A 26330-nucleotide genomic window follows, 5' to 3' on the forward strand; every position below is an offset into this window, starting at 1 on the left:
AACATGCTCAATTTTTCGTTTCTCAAATGCGTGCCGGTGCTCGTGCTGGCCGCCTTGCTCGCGGCATGCGCGGGGCCGCAGAAGCAAACCACCGACTACACCGCGTTCAAGAGCGCAAAGCCGAAATCGATTCTCGTGCTGCCGCCGCTGAACGAGACCGCCGATGTGAACGCCACGAATGGCATGCTCTCGCAGATGACGATGCCGCTCGCGGAGTCCGGCTACTACGTGCTGCCCGTTGCCGAAGTGGCCGAGACGTTCCGCCAGAACGGCATGACGATGCCCGCCGACATCCAGGCCACGTCGCCGAAGAAACTGCGTGAGATCTTCGGCGCCGATGCGGCGCTCTATACGAAGGTGACGCAGTACGGTGCCGTGTATCAGGTGGTGGATGCCAACACGATCGTGGCGGCATCGGCCAGGCTCGTCAGCCTCGATAGCGGCGACGTGCTCTGGCAAGGCGCAGCGAGCGCCAACGGCAAGGAATTGGGCAACGTCGACTTTGGCGGGGGCAGCCTCGTCGGCATGCTGGTGCAAGCGGCGGTCAAGCAGGTCGCGCATTCGCTTTCCGACGAGAGCCAGAAGGTGGCCGGCCTGACGAGCCAGAAGCTGCTCTCGGCGGGGCCGCCGAACGGACTTCTGTACGGTCCGCATTCGCCGAAGTACGGCAGCGATTGAGCTGCCTGCGTGATGCGTGTGTTGCGCGTGAAGTGGGGTAGCGTGCGCGCGATCGCGCAGAGGGCGAGCGTGGCGCTCGCCTGACTCACGCGCAGCGCGCGAGCAGCCGCTCCAGCGCCCGGTCGGGCATGCCGCTCTCGCGCAAGGCCTCCACGGTGCGCCGCACGTAGTCGAGCGTCGTGCCGTAGCGGCCCTCGGCGCAGCCGAACACGGTGCGCACCGTGTTTTCATCGAGCTTGCCCGTGTAAGTGGGCACATCGCGGCGCATGACGAAGGCGAGTGCCGCGACGCGCCGGCCGTCGGCGAGCGCGCAGGGCAGCCAGGCGGGCCGATACGATCCCATCGGCATTTCACGGCGCCAGAGCGCTTCCAGATGCGGCATGACGCCATCGGCGGCCAGCCGAAAGGCCACGCCGGCGCATGAGCCGCCACGGTCGAGCGCGAGCACGAGGCCCGGCTGCTCGGGCGTGCCGCGATTCACGCGCGACCACAAATACAGCCCGCGGTGGTAGCCGTGCACGCGAGAGCGCACGTTTTCGACGGTCGGCAGGCCAGGGTTCCAGATCAGCGAGCCATAGCCGAACAGCCAGATGTCGCTCGTGCGGTCCCATTGCTGGAGCGTGCAGTCGAGCGACGCGCGCAGTTCGTCTTCGCTGAGCAGGCGCGGCTCGCCAAGCGAGGGCGGATAGCCGGGGCAAGGCAGCGCCGTGCTGGCGCGGGACACCGGCTCGGCGGGCTTGCCGCCCGTGGACAAGGGCGTCTCGCCGGAGGCTGCGGCAGGCTCGCCGCCAGAGGGCGCACCGCCAGAGGGCGCACCGCCATCCATCAGCGGGTCGGAAACATCACCGGAATCGTTCGCGCGCTTGTCGTTCATATCGGACGTGGCAGGGCGGGCAAGACCAGCCGAGGCCTTACTTGTACGGATCGGGAAAGCCGAGCGAGTTGAGGACTTCGGTCTCGATGCCTTCCATCTCTTCGGCTTCGGCGTTGTCCTCGTGATCGTAGCCTTGCGCGTGCAGCGTGCCGTGCACGAGCAGGTGCGCGTAGTGCGCCGAAAGCGGCTTGCCCTGTTCGGCGGCTTCCTTCTCCACCACCGGGCAGCAGAGGATCAGGTCGCCCGTCACGGGGTCGTCCTCGCTCTCGGCGTAGGCGAAGGTGAGGACGTTGGTTGCGTAGTCTTTGCCGCGATACTGGCGGTTGAGCGTGCGGCCTTCTTCGGCGTCGACGAAGCGCACGGTCAGCTCGGCATCGGCGAAGAGGGCGGCCTTCACCCACGCCGCCACGGTCGCCCGTGGCAGCGCGGCCTTGTGCTCGGGAAACGCCTTCGCGGCGGGGAACTGCAGGTTCAGTTTGAGTTTCGGTGCGCGGGGCATGGTGCGTGGTGGCGTGTCGTCTCGGGCGTGTGCGTCAGCGCGCGTCGCCGTTGCCTTCGTCCTTCTTCGAGTGCGCGTCGTAGGCCTCGACGATACGCGCGACGAGCGGATGGCGCACGACGTCCGCGCTCGTGAAGCGCGTGAGCGCGATGCCGCGCACGTTGGCGAGCACCTGCTGCGCCTCGATCAGCCCGCTCTTGTGGCCGCGCGGCAGGTCCACCTGGGTGGTGTCGCCGGTCACGACGGCCTTCGAGCCGAAGCCGATACGCGTCAAGAACATCTTCATCTGCTCGGGCGTGGTGTTCTGCGCCTCGTCGAGGATGATGAACGCGTGATTGAGCGTGCGTCCGCGCATGTAGGCGAGCGGCGCAATCTCGATCATCTGGCGCTCGAACATCTTCGCGGTCTTGTCGAAGCCGAGCAGGTCGTAGAGCGCGTCATACAAAGGACGCAGATACGGGTCCACCTTCTGCGCGAGATCGCCCGGCAGGAAGCCGAGGCGCTCGCCCGCTTCCACGGCCGGACGCGTGAGCACGATGCGCTTGACCTGGTCGCGCTCGAGCGCGTCCACGGCGCAGGCCACGGCGAGATAGGTCTTGCCCGTGCCCGCCGGCCCGATGCCGAAGGTCACGTCGTGCGAGATGATCTGCTTGAGGTACTCGCGCTGTGCCGGCGTGCGGCCACGCAGGTCGGCGCGGCGCGTGTAGAGCTTCGGACCGAGCTCCTCGACGTCGACGCCTTCGCGCGCCGGCTCGTCGAACGGGTGATCGGGGTCGCCTCGGAAGCGCGGGTCGATCTCCGTGGCGTCGTTGACGCCGTTCGCCCGCAGCCCGCCGTTGCCGCTCGCGCGCGCATCGTTGGCGGGGTGTCCCGCGAAGCTACCGGGATGGCGCGCTTCGACCAGCGCGAGCTGGATGTCGTCGACGGAAAGCGGATCGCGTGCCTGGTTGTAGAAGTTTTCGAGCGCGGCGAGCGCGAGTTTCGCGCCACGTCCGCGAATCGAGATGCGATGGCCGCGCCGTGCGAGGGTCACGTCGAGCGCCTGTTCGATCTGCCGCAGGTTTTCGTCGAGCGGGCCGCAGAGATTGGCGAGCCGCGCGTTGTCGTCGCGCGGCGCGGTGAATTCCAGATGCTGCTGATTGGGCTTCAAGGTATCAGTGAACTCCGTTCAGGCGCTGATCAGTGCGTGAGCGCCGAAGTGTCCTCGTGCGCGAGCACGAGCTCGCCGCGCAGCGAGTGCGGGTAGGCGTGGTTGATCTTCACGTCGATCATCTGGCCGATCAGGCGTGCGTGCGAGGCGAGCGGCGCTGGGAAGTTCACGACGCGGTTGTTCTCGGTGCGGCCCGAGAGCTCGCTCGGGTCCTTGCGCGACGGGCCTTCCACCAGAATGCGCTCGACCCGGCCGAGCATCGACTGGCTGATGCGCTGCACGTTCTCTTCGATCGTGGCCTGCAGGTGCTGCAGGCGTTTGAGCTTGACCTCGCGCGACGTGTCGTCGTGCAGATTCGCAGCCGGCGTGCCGGGGCGCGGGCTATAGATGAACGAGAAGCTCGTGTCGTACTTCATCTCCTCGACGAGCGCCATGGTCTTCTCGAAGTCCTCTTCGGTCTCGCCGGGGAAGCCCACGATGATGTCCGTGGAGAGCGACAGGTCGGGGCGAATCGCGCGCAGCTTGCGGATGACCGACTTGTATTCGAGCACGGTATAGCCGCGCTTCATGGCCATCAGCACGCGGTCCGAGCCGTGCTGCACGGGCAGGTGCAGATGGCTCACGAGCTTGGGTACCTTCGCATAGGCGTCGATCAGGCGCTGCGTGAATTCCTTCGGATGCGAAGTGGTGTAGCGGATGCGCTCGATGCCGGGGATGTCGGCGACGTATTCGATCAGCGTGGCGAAATCTGCGATGTCTTGGACGCCTTGCGTGAGTGCGCCGCGATAGGCATTGACGTTCTGGCCGAGCAGCGTGACTTCGCGCACGCCCTGGTCGGCGAGGCCGGCGACTTCCGTGAGCACGTCGTCGAGCGGGCGCGAGACTTCCTCGCCGCGCGTATAAGGCACGACGCAATAGCTGCAGTACTTCGAGCAGCCTTCCATGATCGAGACGAATGCGCTCGGGCCTTCCACGCGCGCGGGCGGCAGGTGGTCGAACTTCTCGATTTCGGGGAACGTGATGTCGACCTGCGCGCGGCCCGAGGCGCGGCGCGCGTCGATCATCTGCGGCAGGCGGTGCAGGGTTTGCGGACCGAACACGAGGTCGACGTAGGGCGCGCGCTGCACGATGGCCGCGCCTTCCTGGCTCGCCACGCAGCCACCCACGCCGATCAGCAGGTTCGGGTTCGCTTCCTTCAGTTCGCGCACGCGGCCGAGGTCGGAGAACACCTTCTCCTGGGCCTTTTCGCGCACCGAGCAGGTGTTGAAGAGGATGACGTCCGCGTCTTCGGGGGTATCGGTCTTCACGAGGCCTTCAGCGGCGCCGAGTACGTCGACCATCTTGTCGGAGTCGTACTCATTCATCTGGCAGCCAAAGGTCTTTACATAAACTTTCTTGGTCATCGGGGTCGCCGTTCGCAGTGGTTTACCTGGGGGCGTCGTCCGGTTGATGCACACGTGCACTTCGGGACTACGGTGATAAAAAGAGGGCTGAAACAGGGGCCGGGCCGCGCGGGCCGTGGCGCACCCAATAGGGGCGATTCGCGTGCTTTTGCGTATTTTTGCCGCCAGTTTGCGGCGCGAATCGTCATTCAGCGCAATCCAGCATTATAGCCTTATGCGCCGACGCGGTTGGGTCGACGGTTGGGCCCTCGCGCTGCCCGCGGCGCGTTGCGGCGCGGCTCTCCGGGCACCGCATCGTCGGTGCAGGGCACGAGCGCATCGAGCTCGCCGGCGGTCTGCGCGAAGCGCCCGGTCAGGAACTCGAGCAGCGCCCGCACGCGCGGCGCGAGAAAGCGGTTGCGGTGGTAGAGCGCGTGCAGCGGCGCGTCCGGGTAGCTCCAGTCCGGCATGACGATCTTCAGGCGCCCGGCGCGCAGGTCGTCGGCCACGTCCCAGATCGATTTCACAGCGAGGCCGTAGCCGCACAGCGCCCATTGGCGCGCGACCGCGCCGTCGGTGGTTTCGAGCGCGTCTTCCAACGGCACCGTGTAAGTCTCGGTTTGCCCATCGCGCGTGAAGCTCCATTCGTTCACCGGCCCGGCCACTGAGCTGATCACGATGCAATCGAATCGGGCCAGATCGCCGGGCTCGTGCGGGACGCCCTTGCTTGCGAGGTACGCGGGCGAGGCGCAGAGCACGCGCCGGTTCGGCGCGAGCGGCCGCGCCACGAGCGAGCTGTCGGCCGGCGTGCCGAAGCGGATCGCGAGATCGATGTCATCGAGCACGAGATTCGAAATGGTGTCGGTGAGCGTCAGCGCGAAGCACACTTCGGGGTAGAGCGCCCGGAATTCGTCGAGCCATTTCATCAGCAGATTGCGGCCGAAGTCCGAAGTCGCCGAGATGCGCAACTTCCCGCGCACTGCGTTCTGGCCCTCCTGCAGCGCGGCCTTGGCGTCGTCGAGCGAGCGCAAGGCGTGCTCGCTGCAGGTCAGATAGAGGCGGCCTTCGTCCGTCAGCCGCAGCTGGCGGGTCGTGCGCTCGAACAGGCGCGCATGCAGCTCCGCCTCGAGCCGCGCGAGCCGGGCGCTCGCGGCCGCGGGCGTGAGCCCGAGCTTGCGGCCTGCGGCCGAGAGGCTGCCGAGCCGCGCCGCCTCCACGAAGAGGCGCACGTCGCCGAGATTGTCCATGGCGATTATTCGATCACAATTGAAAATGCTTCAAATGCTACGCCAATTATCAAATTGACGAGTGGCCGCGACAATGCGTGTGTTTTCCTGGGCAACGCTGGATTGACGCCGCACCGACGCCGGACCACCTCGTGCGGCGCGCGCCATGCGAACCCAGGCTGCCATTCGGAGATTTCGATGCCCCTTCCCTTGCTCGCGCTGGCGATCAGCGCGTTTGCCATCGGCACCACAGAGTTCCTGATCATGGGCCTCTTGCCTGACGTCGCGCGCGATCTGAGCGTGACGATTCCCGCCGCGGGCCTGCTCGTGTCGGGCTACGCGCTCGGCGTCGCGGTCGGTGCGCCGCTGCTCGCCGTGCTCACGAGCCGCATGCCGCGCAAGCTCGCGCTGCAGTTGCTGATGGGCGTGTTCATCGTCGGCAACGTGATGTGCGCGATCGCCGGCAACTACACGCTGCTGATGGTCGCGCGCGTCGTGGCTTCGTTCGCGCACGGCTCGTTCTTCGGCATCGGCGCCGTGGTGGCGGCCTCGCTCGTGCCGCAGGAGAAGCGCGCGAGCGCCATCGCCATGATGTTCACGGGCCTCACGCTCGCCACCGTGCTTGGCGTGCCGTTCGGCACGGCCGTCGGCCAGCAGTTCGGCTGGCGCGTCGCGTTCTGGATCGTGAGCGGGCTGGGCGTGGTTTCGCTGATCGGCGTGACGGCGCTGGTGCCGAACCGCCACGACACCGCGCCCGCGAGCCTCGGCCACGAAGTGCGCGTGCTGCGCGACCCGCAAGTGTGGCTCGCGCTTGGCATGACGGTGCTCGGCTTTGGCGGCGTATTCGTCGTGTTCACCTATATCGCGCCGATTCTCGAGCAGGTGAGCGGTTTCTCGCCGCGCGGCGTCACGCTGATGCTCGTGCTGTTCGGCGCGGGCCTCACGCTCGGCAACACGCTTGGCGGCAAGCTCGCGGACCGCGCGCTCATGCCTTCGCTGATGGGCATACTCGCGGCGCTCGCCGTGGTCATGGCGATCTTCACGAAGACGAGCCACGCGAGCGTGCCCGCAGCGATCACCGTGTTCGTGTGGGGCATCGCCGCGTTCGCCACCGTGCCGCCGCTGCAGATGCGTGTGGTCGCGAAGGCGTCTGCGGCGCCCAACCTCGCATCGACGCTGAACATCGGCGCGTTCAACATGGGCAATGCGATGGGCGCCTGGCTCGGTGGCCTCGCGATCACGCACGGCATCGCGCTCGCGGCGCTGCCATGGGTGGCCGCGGCCGTCGCGATTGCAGCACTCATCCTCACGTGGGCGGCGGCGCGCCTGGACGCGCGCAAGGCGCCGCTGCGCGCCGCGGGCATGGCTGTGCGGCAGGACGCCTGCTGAGCGGCAGAGCGAGGCCGCGGCCATCCGCGCGTGGCCGTAGCCATCCCGCACGCGGCGGCGGCTGGGCGCGCCCGGCGTGCGCATATATCGCCACGACGCAAAAGCATTCCCGAAATCGCGCTCTGCAATGCTGATAACAGTGTGAAGATAACTTCGTTGGGCGTGGCCGGACGCGATGCTAGTCTTGCCTCCATTCAAGCACTTGCGCCGGTTCACGGCGCGTCTGGGAGGCATGCCATGCATTCAACGCTCGCGCTCGTGAGGGACGCGCAGGCCGATCGTCCGGTCACGTATCGGAGTGCGAATCATCTCGCCGATGATCGACAGGTCGTCGATCCGCATATCGATCGCAGAACTGACGAACGGGATGAGCAGGATCTCGCCGCCCATGCGTCCGCGGGTTCGAACGGCGCCGCGCGCGCCGACGGTCCTTTCGATGCGCTCGAATATCTCGTCGGCGTGAACCTGGCGCGCCTGCGTGCCGAACGCCAGCTCTCGCTCGACGCGCTCGCCCGTGCATCGGGCGTCTCGCGTGCGATGCTCGCGCAAGTGGAGTCCGCGCGCAGCGTGCCGTCGATCAAGGTGCTCTGCAAGGTGGCGGCGGCGCTCAAGGTGTCGGTGTCGGCGTTCTTGCGGCGGCATGCGGTGAGCGGCTTCGAGCATCTGCCTGCCGAGCGCGCGTCGCGCCGCGTGAGCGCCGACGGACGCTACTCGGCGCGCGCGCTCTATCCCGAGGACGGTCCCGCCGCCGCCGAGTTTCACGAGTTGCGCATCGCGCCGCTGCACACCGAGCCGGGCACGCGCCGCGCGCCGGGGACGACCGTGAACCTCGTGGTGAGCGAAGGCACGCTCGAAGTGAGCGTGCATGACCGGCGCCAGTTGCTCGCGACGGGCGATGCGATCGTGTTCGACGCGGACCAGCCGCACAGCCTGCGCAATCCCGGCGACACCGAGGCGCGCGTCTTTCGCGTGACGCTGAACGCCGAAACGCCGCCGCGCTGGGATGCGCCGCTGCCGGGCGGCGCACCGGCGGTCGCGCCCGCTCAGGTTGAATGAGTGCGATGTTGCGCACTGCGGCATACGCCGCGCGTTTCACAGTGGCGGCTCGCACGCACCTACCCACGGCGCGCTCGGGCATCTCGCCGTGCACAAGACATGGCGCGCGGCGGCTGGCTACGGTTTTTTTTCCGCGCTGCACGATGGCGCGCTCTGTTGTATCCTTTGCCGGCCGGGTCAACCGGTAATCAGTGCGTCTTCAGGGCGGGGTGAAATTCCCCACCGGCGGTATGCCGGCCGCGCCGCAAGGCAAGGCCGACGAGCCCGCGAGCGCCTGCGCAGCGTTTTTCGCGCAGGGTCAGCAGATCTGGTGCGATGCCAGAGCCGACGGTCATAGTCCGGATGGAAGAAGATGTGCAGATGGTCATGTTTGCCCATCCGCCGCGGCTTTTCAGCCCGCGCCGGCCTGCGCGCGACGCCCTGGCGTCGTGTTCCGGCGGCGCGCGTCCGATGCCGCGCGCCGGGGATTCCTGTCTGTTTGCAATGCCCTGAAACGTTTTTCGCCCAACTCTTGCGAGGAGCGTTTCACATGTCCTTTACCCGCAATGCTGTATCTGTCGAGCCGCTGCTCGACGCCATCGACGATCTTCCCCTGCTCGACACCGAACCGGTGCCGCCCCGCATTGCCGCCGCGCTGCAGGCCATGCGCGAAGGCCGTCCGGTCGTGCTGCAGGACGACCACGACCGCGAAGACGAAGCCGATCTCGTGCTGGCCGCCGAGCGCATCACGCCCGAGACGATGGCGCTGTTCATCCGCGAATGCAGCGGGATCGTGTGCCTGTGCCTGTCCGACGAGAAGGTGCGCGCGCTCGAGCTGCCGCCGATGGTTCCGCATAACGAAAGCCGCAATCGCACCGCGTTCACGGTGTCGATCGAGGCGCGCGACGGCGTGAGCACCGGTGTGTCCGCTGCCGACCGCGTGACGACGATCCGCGCGGCCATCGCCCCGAACGCGAAGCCCGCCGACATCGTGCGCCCCGGCCACGTGTTCCCGCTGCGCGCGCAGCCGGGCGGGGTGCTGGCGCGCCGCGGCCATACCGAAGGCACCGTCGATCTGGCCGTGCTCGCGGGCCTCGCGCCTGCCGGCGTGCTGTGCGAGCTGATGAATCCGGATGGCACGATGGCGCGCGGCCAGCAGGTCGACGATTTCGCGAAACTGCACAACCTGCCGATGCTGACGATCGCCGAGCTGGTGGCGTTCCGCGAGTCGCTTGCGCTGGCGCGCGAGCGCTGCGCCGAGCTGGCGTGAGGCGGACGGCGCCGCTGGCCGGGAATGCGCTTTGGCGCGTTGGCCGGCACACCGCTAGCATCACCGTTGTCATGACGGCGCGTCGGCCAGCACACCGCTAGCATCACCGTTGTCATGACGGCGCGTCGGCCAGCACACCGCTAACATCACCGTTGTCATGACGGCGCGTCGGCCAGCACACCGCTAGCATCACCGTTGTCATGACGGCGCGTCGGCTAGCACACCGCTAACATCACCATTGTCATGACGGCGCGTGGCCTTGCGGCTCACGCGCCACTTGTCGTTCTGCGCGCTCAAACGCCGGCGAGGGGTAACGCGTGGTTACGCCTTACAGTTACGGCCGCAGTTACTGCCACGGTTACGATCGCAGTTACGGCGGCGCTTACGACTGTTGATCGCCGAATTCGCCGCGCACGCCGGCCTCGACGAGCGCAGGCAACTCATCCATGTGCTTCATGATGCGCGTGATACCCATCTCGCGCAGCACGTCGGCATAGCCCGACGGGATATGGCTCGCGCCGACGAAGGCGATCGTCTTCATGCCCGCCGCGCGCGCGGCGTTCAGGCCCGAAAGGCTGTCCTCGACGACGAGGCAGCGCGCCGGCTCCACGCCGAGCGCCGAGGCCGCGTGCAGATAGATGTCCGGATAGGGCTTGGGCCGCTCGACCTGCTCGGCGCTGAAGATGCGCTCGCCGAAGATCGCGTCGAGCCCGGCGCGCCGCACCGAAGCGTGCACGCGCGTGAGCCGGCTGTTCGAGACCACGGCGGCCGGCAGCGTGACCTGACGCAGCGCGTCGCGCACGCCGTTGATCGGGCACACCGATTCGGCGATGGCGACTTCGCAGTTGTGATCGATCGTCTCGAGAAAATGCTCGGGCAGGGTCAGATTGAAGCGTGCCGCGACATCGGCGAGAAAACGCGAGGTCTGCTGGCCGAAGGCGGTCGCCACGGCGGCGCGGAAGTCGACACCGGGAAAGGTGCGGCTGAGCGTATCGAAGAGGACGTGGTCGGCAATGACTTCACTGTCGACGAGTACGCCGTCGCAGTCGCAGATGAGATGGTCGATCATGCGCAAGACGAAAGTGCGGGAGGCTGGATGGCCAGGCCAGGCGGCGAGGCCGCGTGAGCCGGCAAGGCGGGAAGGTTGAAAACGCCATGATACGTGCTTTTGCAGGGGCCGGACGACGGGCGTGGCGACCCTCTTATCGGGGCTCGCGGCGGGTGGGCGCGTGCACGGCCAGGACGCGCCATGGCGCTTTGGCCGTACGGCCAGGGTGTGGCGCGCGCCGCGCGATGCGACAATAGCCTGCATGATCGAAACCGCCCGAAACCCGTGGATCAAGGGCATCGAGGGCAATGAGGACAAGGGGAACGCTATGCGTGGACTTGCGATGATCGGCGCAGCGGTGCTGGCCGCCGCGTGTGCCGGATGCGCCAATACATCGGGGCTCATCGGCGGCTGGCGCGCGCCGCCGTTCGCTCAGTTGCAGCAGACGTGCGGCCAGCCGACCGACTACGGCGCCGACACGCAGGCCGTCTATTCGGCGGTCTATGACGCCTGGGTGGCCACCCGCCACGGCAAGCTGCCCCAGGCGCAGTTCTGCAGCTTCCAGACGGGTCTCGCGCAACAATACGCCGCCCACGGCGCGCTCGCAGACGCGCAGGGGCGCAACCAATGGGTGACGTATCTCAACGAGCAGCGCGCCCAGGCGCTCTCCTGGCGCGCATCGGCCGATTCGACCCTGCGCGGCGGTTGAGCGCAGCAGGGCGAGGCGGGTAGAACCGGAATCGACTGAGAGCATTCACGCGCCGGGCCGGGCAGGGCAAGCGCCCCGCGCCGCGCATCCTCTGGATGCTCGGGCGCGGAAAAAAATGGTCACGCGGGCATGAAGCGCGCGGGTCCGCGTGACCATGCACTGCAGGCGAACGTCTACAGCCGTGCGCCTGCATCGGGGAAGGTCTCGACAAACCACGCTGGCGGACGGTTCCCGCGTCCGCGCGGGTCGAGAAAAATTAGCGAAGCATCAGCAGGGGAATCAGGCCGGCGCGTGAGAACCGCCTGCCCGTCCCGTTATGAAAATCGTTTGATGGCGCGCAACGCGGAGTCGCCGATTTCTGTAAGTCGCCATTGCTGGAGGCCGGAAGCGAGCCGCTCCAGTTGGACGAGCTGTCGTTCGAGGAGGGCGTCGAGTTCTTCGCGTTCCATGTCGATCTGGTTAGGGGCGTCCTTCACTAGCAGCAGGGTGGCGAATTCATGCGGACTCAGCATCGTTCTCTCCATGTTGCCGCATCAGAGGTCGTGCATCGCGGCCCGCGGGGCGGCGTGACGACAATCATGCGGTGGGCGTGAGCGAAAGCCTGCAACAGCGCGCGAGGTGCCGGATGTGCGGTCCTTTGGCTGTCATGCGTCACGGCAAGTGGCGACAAACAGTCCAAACGGCATCCAGCCCGGATCGGCGCCGGGGAACTGGAGTGTAGTCAACCGCCCTGCGTTGTACAAACCACACCCCGAAAATATTCTGTTTGACATTCCGTGCCCGCCGCGGCGGTCGTGCCGTGCGCGCAAATCCTTGATTTCACTTCAAGTTCTTGCCGCAGCGCGCAATGCCCAGACTGGCGGATTCGATTCCGGTGCAAATCCGCGCAGGGTTCTCCGATCGCACGGGGCCGCAATCGTGCCCCATCAGTTCGTGCATGTGCGGGGCCGTCAAGCGGGTAGCGTGGAGGTATTCCTCGGTTCCGGGGCGGCCGCGGGTGTAATGGCGCACGATGTCGCGCGTGCGTTTGCCGCGAGCGCGCGTTCACAGACGCGTCGCGGGGCATGCCGGGCCCGCCGGATGCGGCTTTGCGGGGATCGGGTATGCGCAGGCGCGGCGGAATGCGCCTTGCGTGAAGCGGTCGATGCCTCTGCCGCGATGCCCATGAGTGCCGGATGAAGGCATGACAATGCGCTCGCAGGCGCCTTACAAGTTGACTCTTCCCGGAACTGCGGCAAGCGGGATCGGTCTGTGCTCTCAGACTGCAGCTTCGCGAAACAACAGCTAAGATGAAGTAATCACGGCTGGTACCTTTCACTACGCGGCGGGAACGCAAGACCGGGTCGCCAAACCGGTGGCGTGCCGCGCACAGAGCTACCGCTTTGGAGCACGACAGAATGCGCAACGACATTGAACCTGGCCATGTGATGCCCTGGCGCATCGAAGATATCGACCTTACGCGGATTGACCGTCAGCGTGCCCGAGCCAACGAAGACCTGCTGCTGCTGCTCTGTGCGTCCTCGTTCATTGAAAGCGGCTCGGACCTTTACACGAGCAACCTCAGTGTCTTCTTCAATGGCGATCCCGAAGTCTCCGAGTGGCTCAACAACGAATGGGAGCACGAGGAACTTCAGCATGGCCGCGCGCTGAAGACCTACATCCAGTACGTGTGGCCCGAATTCGACTGGGACACGGCCTTCCAGAATTTCTTCGAAGAGTATTCGAAGACCTGTTCGTTCGAGGAGTTCGAGCGCACGCGGGCGCTCGAAATGGTCGCGCGCTGCGTGGTGGAGACGGGCACGGCTACGCTCTATCGCGCGATTGGCGAATGCTCGGACGAGCCGGTGCTCAAGGAAATCACCGACAACATCCGCAGCGACGAAGTGCGCCACTACAAGCACTTTTTCCGCTACTTCAAGAAGTACAACCAGGTCGAAGGGCACGGGCGTCTCGCCGTGCTCGGTGCGCTCACGCGTCGCGTGATGGAGATCAAGAACGAGGATTCGGAGATCGCATTGCGTCACGTGTTCGCGATTCGCTATCCCGACCGTGTGAAGGATCACGCCTACAACCGCGAGCTCACGGCGCGCGTGAACAAGCTCGTGCGCCACAATCTTTCCGCCGATATGTGCGTGAAGATGCTGCTCAAGCCGCTCGACATTCCCGCGAAGATTCAGCCGAGCGTGCACTATCCGCTCGCGAAGATCACGCAGCACGTGTTCTTCCGCTGAATTACGCCCCATGCACGCGCCAGTAGGCGCATCTTGCCAGGCAGAAAACACAAAGGCCCGCTAGGAAGCGGGCCTTTGTACTTGCACTTGCGCGAGGCATCGCTCGCGCGGCGCCAATGTCGATTAACGGTCGCGCTGGCCGTTGCCGTCACGGCGCGAGCCGCCCGGACGGCCGCCGAGCAGTGCGCCCGGATTCGATTGGGGCTTGCGCTGCGGACGGCCCAGCGCGCTTTCGTGCGACACGCCGCGCTGGCTTTCGCGGCGCGTGTGTTCGGCGCGGCCGCCCTGTGCGCCGTGATTCGCGCCTTGCTGCTTCACCGGCTTGGCCGTGCGCACGCCGTTCGGCGCGGCGGGCTTGGCCGGGCGCTGGCCGCCGTTGTTGCCGACGCCGTTGCCGCCGCTGTTTTGGCGATTGCCACCCCCGTTGGCCGACTGCGCGCGGTTGCCCTCACGGCCACCTTCGCGATTGCCGCCACGCGAGTCGCGTGCCTGTGCAGGCTTGGCTGCCGCAGCACTGCCCCCATTACCTGCCGCGCCGCGTCCCTGACCTTGCCCCTGACGCTGCCCGCGCCCTTGCTGCTGGCCACGGCGCAGGATCGGCTCGGGCTTCGCGTTCGGGTCCGGCTCGAAGCCCGCAATGACCTCTTGCGGCACCGGGCGCTTGATGAGCCTTTCGATGTCTTTCAGAAGCTGATGCTCGTCCACGCAGACGAGCGACACCGCTTCGCCCGTCGCGCCCGCGCGGCCCGTGCGGCCGATGCGGTGCACGTAGTCCTCGGGCACGTTCGGCAGGTCGAAGTTGACCACGTGCGGCAGCTGGTCGATGTCGATGCCGCGCGCCGCGATGTCGGTGGCCACGAGCACCTGCAACGTGCCGTCCTTGAATTCGCTCAAGGCGCGCGTGCGGGCCGACTGGCTCTTGTTGCCGTGGATCGCGAGCGCGCTGATGCCGTCCTTGGTGAGCTGCTCGGCGAGACGGTTCGCACCGTGCTTGGTGCGCGTGAACACGAGCACCTGGAACCAGTTGTGCTGGCGGATCAGATGCGTGAGCAACTCGCGCTTGCGGTCGCGATCGACGGGGTAGACCTTCTGCGCGACCGTTTCCGCCGTGGTATTGCGTCGCGCGACTTCGATGAGCGCGGGCGAGTCGAGCAGGCTGTCGGCGAGCGCCTTGATTTCGTCGGCGAAGGTGGCCGAGAAGAGCAGGTTCTGGCGCTTCGGCGGCAGCTTCGCGAGCACGCGCTTGATGTCGTGGATGAAGCCCATGTCGAGCATGCGGTCGGCTTCGTCGAGCACGAGGATCTCGATATGCGAGAGATCGATGGTCTTTTGCTGCATGTGATCGAGCAGGCGGCCCGGCGTCGCGACCACGATGTCCACGCCGCGCTTGAGGGCGTCGATCTGCGGATTGATGCCCACGCCGCCGAACATCACCGTCGATTTCAGCTTCAGATACTTGCCGTAGGCACGCACGCTTTCCTCGACCTGGGCGGCCAGCTCGCGCGTGGGCGTGAGAATGAGCGCGCGCACGACGCGTTTGGCCGTAGCGGCCGGCGGCATGTCGGTCAGACGCTGCAGGATGGGCAGCGTGAAGCCAGCGGTCTTGCCGGTGCCGGTCTGGGCGCCGGCGAGCAGGTCGCCGCCGTTCAGCACGGCGGGAATGGCTTGCGACTGGATGGGCGTGGGAGTGGTGTAGCCAAGCTCGTTGACAGCACGGACCAGCGGTTCGGACAAGCCGAGAGAATCGAAAGACATAAAGACCTGTTGTATTGCAGTGGCGCGAGCGGCGCGGCGCTGCCGGTTACGGCGCGCCGCGGGCGCTGCGGATGCGCCCGCTCGCGTTCATTCGGACGGCGCGCCAGTGCGCGCGCCGCGTGTCGACGGTCTATGCAGACCCGCCGGCTGGCGTAAAGTTGCATCGCGCGGCCGCGGACACTGCGGCCGCCGCGCGATGGTCTTCGCATTTGCTTCGTGCGCCTGGCTCGCCCGGTGGCTGACCGGGGTTGCCTTGGGGTTGCACCCCGGGGTTGCCCGATGTGGCCCCGGCGGGGTGCATCAAGCGACGTAGCCCGCGACGCTCACGAATTGACAGACGCTCCCGGCGAGCACGAACAGGTGCCAGATACCATGTCCGTGCCGGATGCGTTCGTCGTTGACGAAAAAATAAATGCCGACGCTATAGACGATGCCGCCTGCCAGCAGCCACGCCGTGCCGGCGGCCGGCAGCGCCCCGATGAGCGGCTTGACCGCGACCAGCGCGAGCCAGCCCATCACCACGTAGAGCACCATCGAAAGCACGCGCGTGCGGCGCCCGAGCGTGAGCTCCTGGACAATGCCGAGTGCGGCAAGCCCCCAGCTCACGCCGAAGAGCGACCAGCCCCACGGCCCGCGCAGCGTGACGAGCGAGAATGGAGTATAGCTGCCCGCGATCAGCAGATAGATCGCGGCATGATCGCACTTCTGCAGCACGGCCTTCACGCGCGGCCCGCGCACGCCGTGATACAGCGTGGAGACGGTGTACAGCGCGCACAACATCGCGCCGTAGACGGCAAAGCTCACGACCTTGTACGCGTCGTGATCGAGCGCCCCGAGTGTGACGAGCGATACCAGCCCTGCGACCGACAGCAACGCGCCCACGAGGTGCGTAATGCTGTTCAGACGCTCACCCGCGTTCATGACGACAACTCCTTGTTCTTCTTGCTCCAGCAATAGCGAAGGGCGCAGCCGGCGGTGCTTTGCCGGCTGCGCCCTTGTCAGGCAGACGCCACTATAGCAGTAACGACCAGCCAGGGCCGCCGTAAGCGCTAAAGCGCTAACGGCGGCCGCCGGCTCTGCATGGGACAGGAGTAAGCGCTAAAGCGCTAACTCCGGTCGACACAAACGCGCGTCAGTCGAGCGGCGCGGAGCGCAGATCGGCCACCTGTTGCGGGGACACCGGCGTGCCCTTGTTGCCCCACGTCATGCGGATGAACGTCACGACCGCCGCCACCTCCTGGTTGGACAGCGCTTGTGCGAACGGCGGCATGCCGTACGGGCGCGGATTGCCCTGCGTGCTGGGCGGATAGCCGCCGTTGAGCACCATACGGATCGGATTCACAGCCGATTTCATCTGGATCGACTGATTGTTCGCGAGCGGCGGGAAGTTCGGCGGCATGCCGAGGCCGTTTTCCGCGTGGCACTTTGCACACTGGTCATGGTAGATCTTCTGACCTTGCTGTAAGAGTTCGCCTCCGAACGCTTCGGATGTTTCCATCTGCATCTGCTCAGGCGCTTCCTTCTTTTGCGGAATCGTCTTCAGATACGTCGCCATCGCCTGGATATCGTCTTCCGAGAGATATTGCAGACTGTTATGAATGACGTCCGCCATCGGGCCGAACACCGCGCCGCGTTCCGAGACGCCGGTCTTCAGCAGGCTCGAAATGTCCTTGATGTCCCAGTCGCCGAGGCCGCCTTCACTCGAGGTGAGCGAGGGCGCGTACCAGTTCTGCAGCGGGATCAGGCCACCCGCGAACGCCGACGAGTTGACCGGCCCGCCCATCATGTTGATCGACGTGTGGCACATGGCGCAGTGGCCGAGGCCCTCGACCAGATATGCGCCGCGGTTCCACTCGACCGATTTGGTCGGGTCGGGCTTGTACTCGCCTTCACGGAAGAACAGCGTGCGCCAGCCGATCAGCAGATTGCGGTTGTTGAACGGGAACTTGAGCTCGTGCGGGCGGCTCGGCGCGTTCACCGGCGGCACCGAGCGCAGGTACGCGTAGATCGCGTCCGAGTCGGCGCGCGAGACCTTCGTGTAGCTCGTGAACGGGAAGGCCGGATAGAGCAGGCTGCCGTCCTTCGAGCGGCCCGTGTGCATGGCGCGATAGAAGTCGTCGGCGCTCCACTTGCCGATGCCGTACTGGTCGTCGGGCGTGATGTTCGGCGTATAGAGCGTGCCGAACGGCGTCGCCATCGGCAGGCCGCCCGCGAAGAGCTGGCCGCCGCGCACGGTATGGCAGGCGACGCAGTCGCCTGCGCGCGCGAGATACTCGCCCTTCTTGATGAGATCGGACTGATCGACGGGCGTGGCCGCCTGCGCCGAGCTGTTGCGCAGATAGTCGTTGCCGGTCCACAGCACCGGCACGAGCGCGGCGAGGGCGGTGACGACGACTGCGGAAAGTGCGAACAGGGACTTGCGGTTCATATGGCTGTCTCCCCCGGCGCCTTATTGCGGTTCGCTGCCGCAAGCAAGCGGCGTCTTCAACGAGCCAGCCGCTGCCGGCACGGGATTTTGCGGCGCGCTTTGCGTCGAGAGCCAGGCCGCGACCGCGTTCACGTCATCGTCCGTGAGGCGCGTGGCGACCTCATGCATGCAATCGGGCGCCTTGGCGTGGCGCGAGCCCGAGCGCCAGGCGCCGATCTGCGCGCTGATGTAGTCCGCATGCAGGCCGACGAGACCCGGAATGGCCGGCTGCATGCCCGTGAGCTTCATGCCGTGGCAGGCCGCGCACGCGGGCACCTGCCGCGCCGGGTCGCCGTGCAGCACGATCTCGCGGCCGTGCGCGAGCGTGCTGTCACCGACCGTCGGCTTCGAAGGCGGCGGATAGGGCGGCCGCTGCTGCGAGAAGTACGTCGCGATCTCTTGCAGGTAGTCGTCGGAGAGATAGGTGACCAGGTAATTCATCGGAGGGTACTTGCGGCGGCCCTCGCGAAAATTCATCAACTGGTTGTACAGGTACTCCGCCGGTTTGCCGGCGAGGCGCGGGAAGTAGTCGTTGTCGGTCCCCTGGCCGTGCGAGCCGTGACATGCGGTGCAGCCCTGGACGCGCGATTCTATCGTGTCGGGGGCTTTGGGCTGTGGGGTCTGGGCGGACGCTGCGCTGAACATTCCGGTCGTGCCGAACAGCAATGCGGCCAAGAGCGGCGCGGCGAGCGGAATGAGCGGTCTGGAGATACGTCTTGGGGACACGCGTGACTCCATTCTTTATCGTGGACCTGACCAGGCTTCGAACGACCCGGCTTGTAGGCTGCGCGCGATGAAAGCCGTAGACCGTGCGCGCTGCGGCGACGCAGCCGATTCTATCATCGCGGCCTGATAGTGACCATTTGCCACACGTGTCACGCAGCCGCCTGCGCGGACACGATTGCGGCAGAGGGTCGCAACGTCGCCGGTTATGATTCTGCACCTGTTGGCCGATCCGTGACTCGGGATTGACCCTGCTTGCGCGTTACTGCATGCCATGCGCATCGACGGTGCTGGACGCGCGTTGAAAGTGTATGCGAAGCGCCGTTGAACCGATCGCTACGATGGCTATCGAAGCAGGCACGTCTTGAAACGGCGCGCACGCGGGCACGCAGGCGCGATTTCGTCACGGTTGCGTCATGCAATGGCGTCGAGCCTGCGCCATTGCGCCAACGTTGATATCGATTCCACCTTGTTTTCTTGTTGTTTCCTTGCCACTCGTCTCGATGACTCCAATTGCACTTTCCCTTTCGATGCTGCAGGCACGCGCCGCAGACTTCGCCCCGCTCCTCGTCCGTCATGAACGCAAGGAGGACGCGCTCCGATGAAAGCTGACTGGCTGTGGATCGGGCAGGTCGCGATGGCCGCCCTCGTGAACATCGCCTACGCGTTTGCACTGGGCTCGACGCTCTATGGCGCGTGGCTCGAGAAGGACGCGCGCAGTGCGGTCGCGCCTGCGCGGCCCGCGTGGCTGCGCGCGCAAATATCGCTGCGGGCGGCCTCGCTCGTGCTCGTGATTGCACTCGCAATCTGGCTGTTGTACGAAAGCGCGTCGATCAGCGGGGGGACCTTGCCTGACGCATTCGGCGTCGTGCCGACGGTGCTCGCGCAAACCCACGTGGGTCACGCATGGAGCGTTGCGTTCGCGGGCGCGCTGGTGGTGCTTATCACGGCGCTGATGCAGGCCAGCCCGCTGCGCGACGGCGTGCTGTGGCTCGCGCTCATCGCCATCGCCGCCGGGCGCGCGGGACTCGGCCATGCCGCCGACGCCGGATTCGCCTCCGCGGCGCTCGGCCTGCACACGCTGCACGTGCTGAGCGCGAGCGCATGGAGCGGCATCGTGATGGCGGGCGGCCTGGCCGTGCTGCCGGCGCTGGGTGCATCGACGGCGCGCGGCGTGTTGATCCGCACGGCGGGGCAGGTTTCGAACGTGGCGCTCTTCGCCGTGGGGCTCGTGCTCGCGACGGGCGTGTTCAATGCCGTGCGCGGCACCGGCGGCTCGTTCGAAGCGCTCGCAACGAGCGCGTGGGGCCACGTGCTGATCGCCAAGCTCGCGCTCGTGGTGCTGGCCATGCTGCTGGGCGGCTTCAACCGCATGGTGGCGATGCCCGAGCTGCGTCGCGCCGCGTCGACGGGCGCAGCGCGCCGCTTCGTCAACGTGCTGCATCTCGAAGCGCTGGTGATGATGGCCGTGCTCATCGTCGCGGCCGTGCTCGGGCACAGCGTGCCGGGCTATGTGTTGCAGGGCTGAAACGTCGGGCGAGGTTCAGGTATCGATACGCGCCTGTGTATCGGGCACGCGCCGGCGCATTGCTCGCGCGTTGGCGCGCAGCGATGCCGTGCGCTGGCGCAGCGTCACTCGTAGCCGAGCCGATGACTGAGTATGGGCGAGAAGAAGAGGGCGATGGCACAGCCGATGCCCTTGCCCTCGAGCTCGGCGAGCGCGAGCACCGACGAAGGATGCGCGATCAGGTCGATGAGCTGCGGCGCGCACCACAGGACCGCGACGCCGATGAAGCTCTGCTCGACAACGAGGATGCGCCAGCCGCGGGTGCACGCGACGGCGGCCACGATCACGCGCAACAGGCCAAAGACAACCAGGGCGCCGACGGCGGCCTGTTCGCGGATCAGATAGTCGGGGAGCATCGCTTCCATGGGGTTCCCTGCGGCGGGGTAGGGGTCTCGCAGGGAATTCAGCAAGGAGCAGGCCAGAGAGGGCCAGGTCGCGCCGCACGTTGCGTGCGGGCAGTGCGCGAAGGGCGCCGGCGCCTTGCGCGGCGAGCCTTCGCAGGCGCTTTCGCTATGTGCGAAAGCGCCATAAGCGGCAACGGCTCGAAGGCGGTGTGCGGCTGTCGGGCCGTAAAGAGGCCTCAAACGTTACGGCGCTGAAACGCGACGCCGTCAGGGCGTCACGTAACGCGCATGGCACGACTGCAAGCGCGTCTGATTCCCGGGAGCGCCGGGGGGCATGCAACTCGGTGCCGCTTTCTCGATCACGCTGATGAATTCGATCGCTTCGAGATCACCACTCGGCGACGCTGCCGTCCTCGTGACGCCACACCGGATTGCGCCAGCGATGCCCCGTCTTCACCATCTCGCGCACCTTCTCCTCATTGACCTCGATACCGAGGCCAGGGCCCTGCGGAATCGACACGAAGCCGTCTTCGTACTTGAAGACCTCGGGGTTCCGGATGTAGTCGAGCAGATCGTTGCCCTTGTTGTAGTGAATCCCGAGGCTCTGTTCCTGGATGAACGCGTTGTAGCTCACCGCATCGATCTGCAGGCAGGTTGCGAGCGCGATGGGCCCGAGCGGACAGTGCAGCGCAAGCGCGACGTCGTAGGCCTCGGCCATGGCGGCGATCTTGCGGCACTCGGTGATGCCGCCCGCGTGCGAGGCATCGGGCTGGATGATGTCGACATAGCCGCCCGCGAGGATGTGCTTGAAGTCCCAGCGCGAATAGAGACGCTCGCCCAGCGCGATCGGCGTGCTCGTCTGGTTGACGATGTCGCGCAGCGCCTCGACGTTCTCCGAGAGCACCGGCTCCTCGATGAACATCAGCTTGTACGGATCGAGCTCCTTCGCGAGCACCTTGGCCATCGGCTTGTGCACGCGGCCATGAAAGTCCACGCCGATGCCCACGTTAGGACCCACGGCCTCACGCACCGCCGCGACGTTGTTGATGACGCCTTGAACCTTGTCGAAGGTATCGATGATCTGCAGCTCTTCGGAGCCGTTCATCTTGACGGCCTTGAAGCCGCGCTCGACCACGGCGCGCGCGTTGTTCGCGACGTCGCTCGGACGGTCACCGCCGATCCACGAATAGACCTTGATCTTCTCGCGCACCTGGCCGCCGAGCAGCGCATGCACGGGCACGCCATGATGCTTGCCCTTGATGTCCCAGAGCGCCTGGTCGACGCCCGCGATCGCGCTCATCGAAATCGGGCCGCCGCGATAGAAGCCCGCGCGGTACATCACCTGCCAATGGTCTTCGATGAGCAGCGGGTCCTTGCCGACCAGATAGTCGGCGAGCTCGTCGACGGCGGCTGCAACCGTGTGCGCGCGGCCTTCGACAACAGGCTCGCCCCAGCCGATGATCCCCTCGTCCGTTTCGATCTTGAGAAAGAGCCAGCGGGGCGGCACGACGAAGGTTTCGAGCCGGGTGATTTTCATGCGGTGTCTCCTTTTCGATGAAGCATCAGGTCGAGGAGCCCATGCTACTGCAAAAATCGCCTTTAAGTGCTATTAATAGTATTATTTCGCGAAAGCTCCCAGTATCTGGGCTTTGACGACTTTGGCGACGGACATCACACCCGGGAGAACGGCGATTCAGCGCGATCTGCATGGCACGGTGGCATTCGAACTCGGCAGCGCGATCCTGCGCGGCGACTACGCGCCCGCCGAAATACTGCCCCGCGAGGCCGAACTCATGGCGGCCTTCGACGTGAGCCGCACCGTGTTGCGCGAGGCGTTGCGCACGCTCACTTCGAAGGGGCTCGTGGAATCGCGGCCGAAGGTGGGCACGCGGGTGCGCGAGCGCGCGGCGTGGAACCTGCTCGATGCCGACGTGCTCGACTGGTACGCGCGCGTCGCGCCGCCGCTCGCGTTTGCGCTCAAGCTCCAGGAAATGCGCGAGATGATCGAGCCGTTCGCGGCGGGACTGGCCGCGAGCGCGCACGATGCGCACGCACTCGAGCGGCTCGCGCACGCGCACACGGCGATGGCGCAAGCGCGCAACGTGGACGAATGGGTGCGCGCCGACCTGCGCTTTCACCTGGCCGTGCTGGCGGCGTGCCGCAACGAGCTGCTGGTGCCGCTCGGCACGCTGATCGAGCGCACGCTCGAAGGCCAGTTGCGCGTGAACGCCAAGCGCGCGGAGGTGTTCAACGCGGCGCTGCCCGACCACACGGCGGTGTTCGAGGCCATCGGCCAACGCGATGCGCACGCGGCGCGCGCCGCGATGGCGGCGCTGCTGCGCGTGACGCGCGAGCGTATCGAAGGGTGAGGGCAAAGACGTCCGGGTTTGCTATCCTCTCGGGCGTCGTGCCAGTACCGTGCCTTTCCCGCGCCTTTCGGCGTGCTCAGGTACTGCCATCCCGCACCGCAGTCCGGCAAATTCCGCAAACGTTTGATGCAATGAAAGACGGCGATCCTCGACTCGATAACGCAACGCTTCTTGAAATCATCCGCGCGCAATCCGACATCGCGCGCCTTGGGCTCGATCTCGGCGGCGTGATGGCCTTCGTCGCCGAGCGGGCCGAACAGCTGACCGGCGCGCAAGGCGCCGCGGTCGAGCTCGCCGAAGGCGCCGACATGGTGTACCGCGCGGCCTCGGGCAGCGTCGAGAACATGCTGGGCCTGCGTCTCGCGCGCGAGACGAGCCTCTCCGGGCTGTGCGTGAGCACGGGCGAAATCCTGCGCTGCGACGACTCGGAAACCGACCCGCGCGTGGACCGCGAAGCCTGCCGGCGCGCGGGGCTGCGCTCGATGATCGTCACGCCGCTCAAGCATCTGGAAACGACGGTGGGCGTGCTGAAAGTGGTGGCGCCCGAAGTAGACGCATTCGGCGAAGAGGATATCGAGGCGCTCTCGCTGATCTCCGGGCTGATCGCGGCCGCGATGTTCCATGCCGCGCGCTACGAGACGAGCGAGCTTTACTTGCAGGCCACGCACGATGCGCTCACGGGCTTGCCGAACCGCGCGCTGTTCTACGACCGTCTGCGCCAGTCGGTCGATCTCGCGTCGCGTTCGGCGGGCGGGCTGGGTGTGCTCAATCTCGACATGGATGGCTTGAAACCGATCAACGACCGGTACGGCCACCGGGCCGGAGATGCGGCGATCAAGGAGACGGCTGCGCGTATTGCGAAGAATTGCCGCCGTGTGGATACGGCCGCGCGCGTGGGCGGGGATGAATTCGCGATGATCCTGCCCGGCATCGGCACACGTCTGGATGCCGAGGCGCATAGCCGGAGCATCGAGGCGAAAGTGCGCGAGCCGTTCGAGTTCGAGGGGCGGCCGATCGAGCTGGGTGTGAGTGTGGGATTCGCGGTGCTGCCCGAGGACGGTGTGGAGATGACCGGCCTGATCGATCGCGCCGATCAGGCGATGTATCAGGCGAAGCGGGGGAGGAAGGGGGGGGTGAGGCGGTGCGGGTGACGAGCCACTCGCTTTTTTGCATTGGGTGGCGAATTTTGCGCAAGCTTCACCTCGCAATGACACTCACCCACGCCAAGAATGGTCGCCACCGCCCGGCGCTAGCGCTGCTCCCTCGACAGGGCTCTGACCAGGGTATTGGCACGCATGGGTCTAACGAAATTCGCCCCATCGCTCGTCATGTGCGGCTCGAACGCGCAACGGACCTTGCTGATTCGCTCTGGCGTGAGCTGGAAATCGCTGTGCGTGACACGCATGACCTTGCGTTCGAAGTCGTCAAAGTCCAGAAACCGGACGGGGACGCGGTAGTGCGTTTCTCTCGCGCGGTCCCAGCGTGAATCTTCCGATGCGCGCACGAGCGCGTCGAACGCGGCTTGCCGGACATTTTCCTCGTCGTGAAACAGACGGATGATTTCGTTCAGTTCTCCCGCAAAGACGGGTTCGGCGAAATACGCGACTCCGCCCGGCCGCAGCACGCGGTGAATTTCGCTCAGTGCCTGATCGAGCAATGCGCCGGGTACGTGGTGAAGCGACTTGAACATCAGCACGGCATCGAACATCTGCGCTGCAAACGGTATGGCTTCGGCGGGGCCGCTGAGATACGTGATGTTGTCGTGGCGATTGCGCAGCTGGTTCTTCTCGAGTTGTATCGCGTCGATCTCCAATGCGCAGACCTTGGCGTCGGGCCAGGTGTCGGCGATTCGCCGCGTCATGTCGCCGGTGCCACAGCCGATTTCCAGTATGCTACGCAACTGTCCCTGCGCGTGTAGCGGCTCGAGGGCGTCTTTCAGAACCGCAATCTCATCGCGGATGTCGCTGCAGTAAGGATCGTAGAGCTGCATGGGTCGAGATCATCGAGGTTGAATGGAGTGAGTCGTCTCGTGTGTCAGCGGTCAGCGGGTGCAGGCATCGTGAGAAGACTGCGCGAAAACCGCGAGACCATCGCGGTAGGGGATCTACGCTGCGCACAATGCGCAGCGTAGTTCGCCACGCCCGGTGAAGACAAGTTCCAGGGCGACAGAGCCCCTCGCAGCGCGCCTGTCTTCCTCCACACGGGCGCTACGCGTGCATTAGCGCAAGCCTGCGTTTTGCTCGACCTGGCCGTCACCGTCCAGATAACCGTGCTTGCGCAGGTCGGGCATCAGCCAGGCCGCCAGGAACGTGAGGGCGGCCATGAGTGCCACATAGTAAAAGAACGCACTTTCAACGTTGATGGAGCGCAGCCAGAGGGCGGCGTATTCGGCGGTACCGCCGCACAGGGCGTTGCCAATCGCGTTGGGAAAGCCAACGCCCAGCGCGCGCACGCTTGGCGGGTACAGATCCGCCTTGAGAATGCCGGTGACGGGGGTATAGAAGGCCGCGATCACCATGCCGACCATGACCAGCCCGAATGCGATCCAGGGGCTGGTGGTTTGCTTGAGCGCCATCATCAGGGGCACGACGACCACCGCAGCCAGTGCGCCAAACAGCATCATCATCGCGCGTGTCCCGATGCGGTCGCCCAGCAGGCCGAACACCGGCTGCAGCAACATGAAGATGACCAGGGCCGAGGTCATGATCAAGCTGACGGTCTTGGAGTCGATACCCGAGGACACGACCAGGAACTTCTGCATATAGGTGGTGAAGGTGTAGAAGAACAGCGAGCAGCCCATGGTGATGAACAGCGTCACGAACACGGCCCACTTGTGCGGCAGAAGTCCCCGAATCGAGCCCGCTTCCTTGCGTTTGGCCTCCTTGGCGTCCAGCGTTTCGATCATCGAGCGGCGCAGATAGACGACCACGACTGACGAGATGGCGCCGATGAAAAACGGAATCCGCCAGCCCCATTCATGCATGGCGTCCTTGTTGAACAGATGCTGGAGCACCGTTATGGTCAGCAGTGCTAAAAGTTGACCGCCAATGATGGTGGCGTACTGAAACGAGCCATAGAAAGCGCGGTTGCCCTTGCTGGACACCTCGCTGATGTACGTGGCGCCGGCGCCATACTCCGCGCCCACCGACAGGCCCTGAGCCAGTCGGGCGATCAGCAGCAGCACGGGGGCCCAGCCGCCAATGCTTTCATAGGTCGGTATGACGGCGATGCCGAGGGAGCCAGCGCACATCAGGAAAACCGACAGAATCATTGCTCTCTTGCGGCCATGGGTATCCGCAATGGCGCCAAAGATCCAGCCGCCCAGCGGGCGCATGAGAAAGCCGACGGCAAAAATGCCGGCGGTTGCCATCAATTGGCTGGTTTGATCCCCCTTCGGGAAAAACTGGGACGCGAAATAGATCGCCGTATAGGCGTAAATGAAGAAGTCGTACCACTCCACCAGGTTGCCGGAGCAGGCGCCTACGATGGCGCGAATGCGTCGAGCAACGGGGAGAGAGCGAACTTGCTCCGCTGGATTGGAAAGTTCAGAAAGGGTCAAGGACTGGTCTCCTTTTATTAGTGTGTCGCCGGAGGTCACGCACCGGCGGGGCATG

The 26330-nt window shown here is 65.9% G+C and carries 24 protein-coding genes and 1 riboswitch; of the genes, 9 read left to right on the forward strand and 15 right to left on the reverse strand.

Annotated elements, in window-relative coordinates; translation table 11 throughout:
• Positions 1-3 precede the first annotated feature (3 nt).
• Positions 4-678 carry a DUF799 domain-containing protein gene (locus E1956_RS05665; protein WP_134747756.1) on the forward strand — a complete coding sequence of 225 codons (675 nt, stop codon included), beginning with the start codon at positions 4-6 and terminating at the stop codon, positions 676-678.
• An 85-nt stretch (positions 679-763) separates the two neighbouring features.
• Here E1956_RS05665 and E1956_RS05670 read toward each other — a convergent pair whose 3' ends face one another.
• The 5 genes from E1956_RS05670 to E1956_RS05690 all read right to left on the reverse strand — a co-directional run bounded on the left by E1956_RS05670 (position 764) and on the right by E1956_RS05690 (position 5830).
• Positions 764-1552 carry a gamma-glutamylcyclotransferase gene (locus E1956_RS05670; RefSeq protein ID WP_232071288.1) on the reverse strand — a complete coding sequence of 263 codons (789 nt, stop codon included), beginning with the start codon at positions 1550-1552 and terminating at the stop codon, positions 764-766.
• A gap of 37 nt (positions 1553-1589) precedes the next feature.
• Positions 1590-2051, reverse strand: a complete 462-nt coding sequence (ybeY, locus tag E1956_RS05675; RefSeq protein ID WP_134747757.1) for an rRNA maturation RNase YbeY — start codon at positions 2049-2051, stop codon at positions 1590-1592.
• 34 nt (positions 2052-2085) lie between these two features.
• Positions 2086-3201: a PhoH family protein gene (locus tag E1956_RS05680; RefSeq protein WP_134747758.1), complete on the reverse strand. Its 1116-nt coding sequence runs from the start codon at positions 3199-3201 to the stop codon at positions 2086-2088.
• Between the two features lie 29 nt (positions 3202-3230).
• The gene (miaB, locus tag E1956_RS05685; protein ID WP_134747759.1) at positions 3231-4604 is read right to left on the reverse strand and encodes a tRNA (N6-isopentenyl adenosine(37)-C2)-methylthiotransferase MiaB; all 1374 of its coding nucleotides are present in this window, start codon (positions 4602-4604) and stop codon (positions 3231-3233) included.
• A gap of 212 nt (positions 4605-4816) precedes the next feature.
• Complete coding sequence (locus E1956_RS05690) at positions 4817-5830, reverse strand: LysR family transcriptional regulator (protein ID WP_134747760.1); 1014 nt, start codon at positions 5828-5830, stop codon at positions 4817-4819.
• Between the two features lie 177 nt (positions 5831-6007).
• On the opposite strand from E1956_RS05690, the gene E1956_RS05695 reads away from it, so the two are divergent.
• From E1956_RS05695 to ribB, 3 genes are all read left to right on the forward strand, one after another.
• Positions 6008-7198 carry an MFS transporter gene (locus E1956_RS05695; protein WP_134747761.1) on the forward strand — a complete coding sequence of 397 codons (1191 nt, stop codon included), beginning with the start codon at positions 6008-6010 and terminating at the stop codon, positions 7196-7198.
• 237 nt (positions 7199-7435) lie between these two features.
• Positions 7436-8254 (forward strand): helix-turn-helix domain-containing protein, encoded by an 819-nt coding sequence (locus E1956_RS05700; RefSeq protein ID WP_232071291.1) that lies wholly within the window; start codon positions 7436-7438, stop codon positions 8252-8254.
• A gap of 191 nt (positions 8255-8445) precedes the next feature.
• Positions 8446-8612, forward strand: a riboswitch (FMN riboswitch).
• Positions 8613-8783: 171 nt separating this feature from the next.
• Positions 8784-9503 carry a 3,4-dihydroxy-2-butanone-4-phosphate synthase gene (ribB, locus tag E1956_RS05705; protein WP_134747762.1) on the forward strand — a complete coding sequence of 240 codons (720 nt, stop codon included), beginning with the start codon at positions 8784-8786 and terminating at the stop codon, positions 9501-9503.
• Positions 9504-9885: 382 nt separating this feature from the next.
• Here the strand turns inward: ribB and E1956_RS05710 are convergent, their stop codons facing one another.
• Entirely contained in the window at positions 9886-10572 is a 687-nt protein-coding gene (locus E1956_RS05710; protein WP_134747763.1) for an HAD family hydrolase, read from the reverse strand.
• A gap of 322 nt (positions 10573-10894) precedes the next feature.
• Between E1956_RS05710 and E1956_RS05715 the strand changes: the two genes are divergently transcribed.
• On the forward strand, positions 10895-11260 hold the full coding sequence (locus E1956_RS05715; protein WP_418789247.1) for a hypothetical protein: 366 nt from the start codon (positions 10895-10897) through the stop codon (positions 11258-11260).
• A 314-nt stretch (positions 11261-11574) separates the two neighbouring features.
• On the opposite strand, the gene E1956_RS05720 is transcribed toward E1956_RS05715, so the two are convergent.
• Positions 11575-11772 carry a hypothetical protein gene (locus E1956_RS05720; protein ID WP_028217863.1) on the reverse strand — a complete coding sequence of 66 codons (198 nt, stop codon included), beginning with the start codon at positions 11770-11772 and terminating at the stop codon, positions 11575-11577.
• A gap of 885 nt (positions 11773-12657) precedes the next feature.
• Here E1956_RS05720 and E1956_RS05730 point away from each other — a divergent pair.
• Positions 12658-13491: a ferritin-like domain-containing protein gene (locus tag E1956_RS05730; protein ID WP_134747765.1), complete on the forward strand. Its 834-nt coding sequence runs from the start codon at positions 12658-12660 to the stop codon at positions 13489-13491.
• Between the two features lie 123 nt (positions 13492-13614).
• Here the strand turns inward: E1956_RS05730 and E1956_RS05735 are convergent, their stop codons facing one another.
• The 4 genes from E1956_RS05735 to E1956_RS05750 form a co-directional block, all read right to left on the reverse strand.
• Positions 13615-15246 carry a DEAD/DEAH box helicase gene (locus tag E1956_RS05735; RefSeq protein WP_134747766.1) on the reverse strand — a complete coding sequence of 544 codons (1632 nt, stop codon included), beginning with the start codon at positions 15244-15246 and terminating at the stop codon, positions 13615-13617.
• A 300-nt stretch (positions 15247-15546) separates the two neighbouring features.
• On the reverse strand, positions 15547-16167 hold the full coding sequence (gene trhA, locus E1956_RS05740) for a PAQR family membrane homeostasis protein TrhA (protein WP_134747767.1): 621 nt from the start codon (positions 16165-16167) through the stop codon (positions 15547-15549).
• A 211-nt stretch (positions 16168-16378) separates the two neighbouring features.
• Positions 16379-17674, reverse strand: coding sequence for a c-type cytochrome (locus E1956_RS05745; RefSeq protein WP_134747768.1), 1296 nt, complete (start codon positions 17672-17674; stop codon positions 16379-16381).
• Positions 17675-17695: 21 nt separating this feature from the next.
• Positions 17696-18451, reverse strand: a complete 756-nt coding sequence (locus E1956_RS05750) for a c-type cytochrome (protein WP_134747769.1) — start codon at positions 18449-18451, stop codon at positions 17696-17698.
• 586 nt (positions 18452-19037) lie between these two features.
• Here E1956_RS05750 and E1956_RS05755 point away from each other — a divergent pair.
• Positions 19038-19964: a copper resistance D family protein gene (locus tag E1956_RS05755; protein ID WP_134747770.1), complete on the forward strand. Its 927-nt coding sequence runs from the start codon at positions 19038-19040 to the stop codon at positions 19962-19964.
• 104 nt (positions 19965-20068) lie between these two features.
• Here E1956_RS05755 and E1956_RS05760 read toward each other — a convergent pair whose 3' ends face one another.
• The gene (locus E1956_RS05760) at positions 20069-20368 is read right to left on the reverse strand and encodes a hypothetical protein (RefSeq protein WP_134747771.1); all 300 of its coding nucleotides are present in this window, start codon (positions 20366-20368) and stop codon (positions 20069-20071) included.
• A 367-nt stretch (positions 20369-20735) separates the two neighbouring features.
• Positions 20736-21884: a galactonate dehydratase gene (gene dgoD / locus E1956_RS05765; protein ID WP_134747772.1), complete on the reverse strand. Its 1149-nt coding sequence runs from the start codon at positions 21882-21884 to the stop codon at positions 20736-20738.
• Between the two features lie 121 nt (positions 21885-22005).
• Here dgoD and E1956_RS05770 point away from each other — a divergent pair, with 121 nt between their 5' ends.
• Both E1956_RS05770 and E1956_RS05775 read left to right on the forward strand, forming a co-directional pair.
• Positions 22006-22716 carry a FadR/GntR family transcriptional regulator gene (locus E1956_RS05770; protein ID WP_232071365.1) on the forward strand — a complete coding sequence of 237 codons (711 nt, stop codon included), beginning with the start codon at positions 22006-22008 and terminating at the stop codon, positions 22714-22716.
• Positions 22717-22847: 131 nt separating this feature from the next.
• The gene (locus E1956_RS05775) at positions 22848-23867 is read left to right on the forward strand and encodes a sensor domain-containing diguanylate cyclase (RefSeq protein WP_134747773.1); all 1020 of its coding nucleotides are present in this window, start codon (positions 22848-22850) and stop codon (positions 23865-23867) included.
• Between the two features lie 98 nt (positions 23868-23965).
• On the opposite strand, the gene E1956_RS05780 is transcribed toward E1956_RS05775, so the two are convergent.
• Positions 23966-24706, reverse strand: coding sequence for a class I SAM-dependent methyltransferase (locus E1956_RS05780; protein WP_134747774.1), 741 nt, complete (start codon positions 24704-24706; stop codon positions 23966-23968).
• Between the two features lie 228 nt (positions 24707-24934).
• A complete protein-coding gene (locus tag E1956_RS05785; RefSeq protein WP_134747775.1) occupies positions 24935-26329 on the reverse strand; it encodes an MFS family transporter in 1395 nt (464 codons plus the stop codon).
• Position 26330 lies beyond the last annotated feature (1 nt).

This window comes from Paraburkholderia pallida (genome assembly GCF_004524855.1).
In the GTDB taxonomy this organism is placed as follows: domain Bacteria; phylum Pseudomonadota; class Gammaproteobacteria; order Burkholderiales; family Burkholderiaceae; genus Paraburkholderia; species Paraburkholderia oxyphila.

Coding starts and splice junctions, on each gene's coding strand:
- E1956_RS05710 (WP_134747763.1), bottom strand. CDS start 10,572: ATGATCGACCATCTCATCTGCGACTGCGACGGCGTACTCGTCGACAGT.
- E1956_RS05715 (WP_418789247.1), top strand. CDS start 10,895: ATGATCGGCGCAGCGGTGCTGGCCGCCGCGTGTGCCGGATGCGCCAAT.
- E1956_RS05720 (WP_028217863.1), bottom strand. CDS start 11,772: ATGCTGAGTCCGCATGAATTCGCCACCCTGCTGCTAGTGAAGGACGCC.
- E1956_RS05690 (WP_134747760.1), bottom strand. CDS start 5,830: ATGGACAATCTCGGCGACGTGCGCCTCTTCGTGGAGGCGGCGCGGCTC.
- E1956_RS05665 (WP_134747756.1), top strand. CDS start 4: ATGCTCAATTTTTCGTTTCTCAAATGCGTGCCGGTGCTCGTGCTGGCC.
- dgoD (WP_134747772.1), bottom strand. CDS start 21,884: ATGAAAATCACCCGGCTCGAAACCTTCGTCGTGCCGCCCCGCTGGCTC.
- E1956_RS05750 (WP_134747769.1), bottom strand. CDS start 18,451: ATGGAGTCACGCGTGTCCCCAAGACGTATCTCCAGACCGCTCATTCCG.
- E1956_RS05735 (WP_134747766.1), bottom strand. CDS start 15,246: ATGTCTTTCGATTCTCTCGGCTTGTCCGAACCGCTGGTCCGTGCTGTC.
- miaB (WP_134747759.1), bottom strand. CDS start 4,604: ATGACCAAGAAAGTTTATGTAAAGACCTTTGGCTGCCAGATGAATGAG.
- E1956_RS05695 (WP_134747761.1), top strand. CDS start 6,008: ATGCCCCTTCCCTTGCTCGCGCTGGCGATCAGCGCGTTTGCCATCGGC.
- E1956_RS05755 (WP_134747770.1), top strand. CDS start 19,038: ATGAAAGCTGACTGGCTGTGGATCGGGCAGGTCGCGATGGCCGCCCTC.
- E1956_RS05760 (WP_134747771.1), bottom strand. CDS start 20,368: ATGGAAGCGATGCTCCCCGACTATCTGATCCGCGAACAGGCCGCCGTC.
- ribB (WP_134747762.1), top strand. CDS start 8,784: ATGTCCTTTACCCGCAATGCTGTATCTGTCGAGCCGCTGCTCGACGCC.
- E1956_RS05785 (WP_134747775.1), bottom strand. CDS start 26,329: ATGCCCCGCCGGTGCGTGACCTCCGGCGACACACTAATAAAAGGAGAC.
- E1956_RS05730 (WP_134747765.1), top strand. CDS start 12,658: ATGCGCAACGACATTGAACCTGGCCATGTGATGCCCTGGCGCATCGAA.
- E1956_RS05670 (WP_232071288.1), bottom strand. CDS start 1,552: ATGAACGACAAGCGCGCGAACGATTCCGGTGATGTTTCCGACCCGCTG.
- E1956_RS05775 (WP_134747773.1), top strand. CDS start 22,848: ATGAAAGACGGCGATCCTCGACTCGATAACGCAACGCTTCTTGAAATC.
- E1956_RS05745 (WP_134747768.1), bottom strand. CDS start 17,674: ATGAACCGCAAGTCCCTGTTCGCACTTTCCGCAGTCGTCGTCACCGCC.
- ybeY (WP_134747757.1), bottom strand. CDS start 2,051: ATGCCCCGCGCACCGAAACTCAAACTGAACCTGCAGTTCCCCGCCGCG.
- E1956_RS05700 (WP_232071291.1), top strand. CDS start 7,436: ATGCATTCAACGCTCGCGCTCGTGAGGGACGCGCAGGCCGATCGTCCG.
- E1956_RS05780 (WP_134747774.1), bottom strand. CDS start 24,706: ATGCAGCTCTACGATCCTTACTGCAGCGACATCCGCGATGAGATTGCG.
- trhA (WP_134747767.1), bottom strand. CDS start 16,167: ATGAACGCGGGTGAGCGTCTGAACAGCATTACGCACCTCGTGGGCGCG.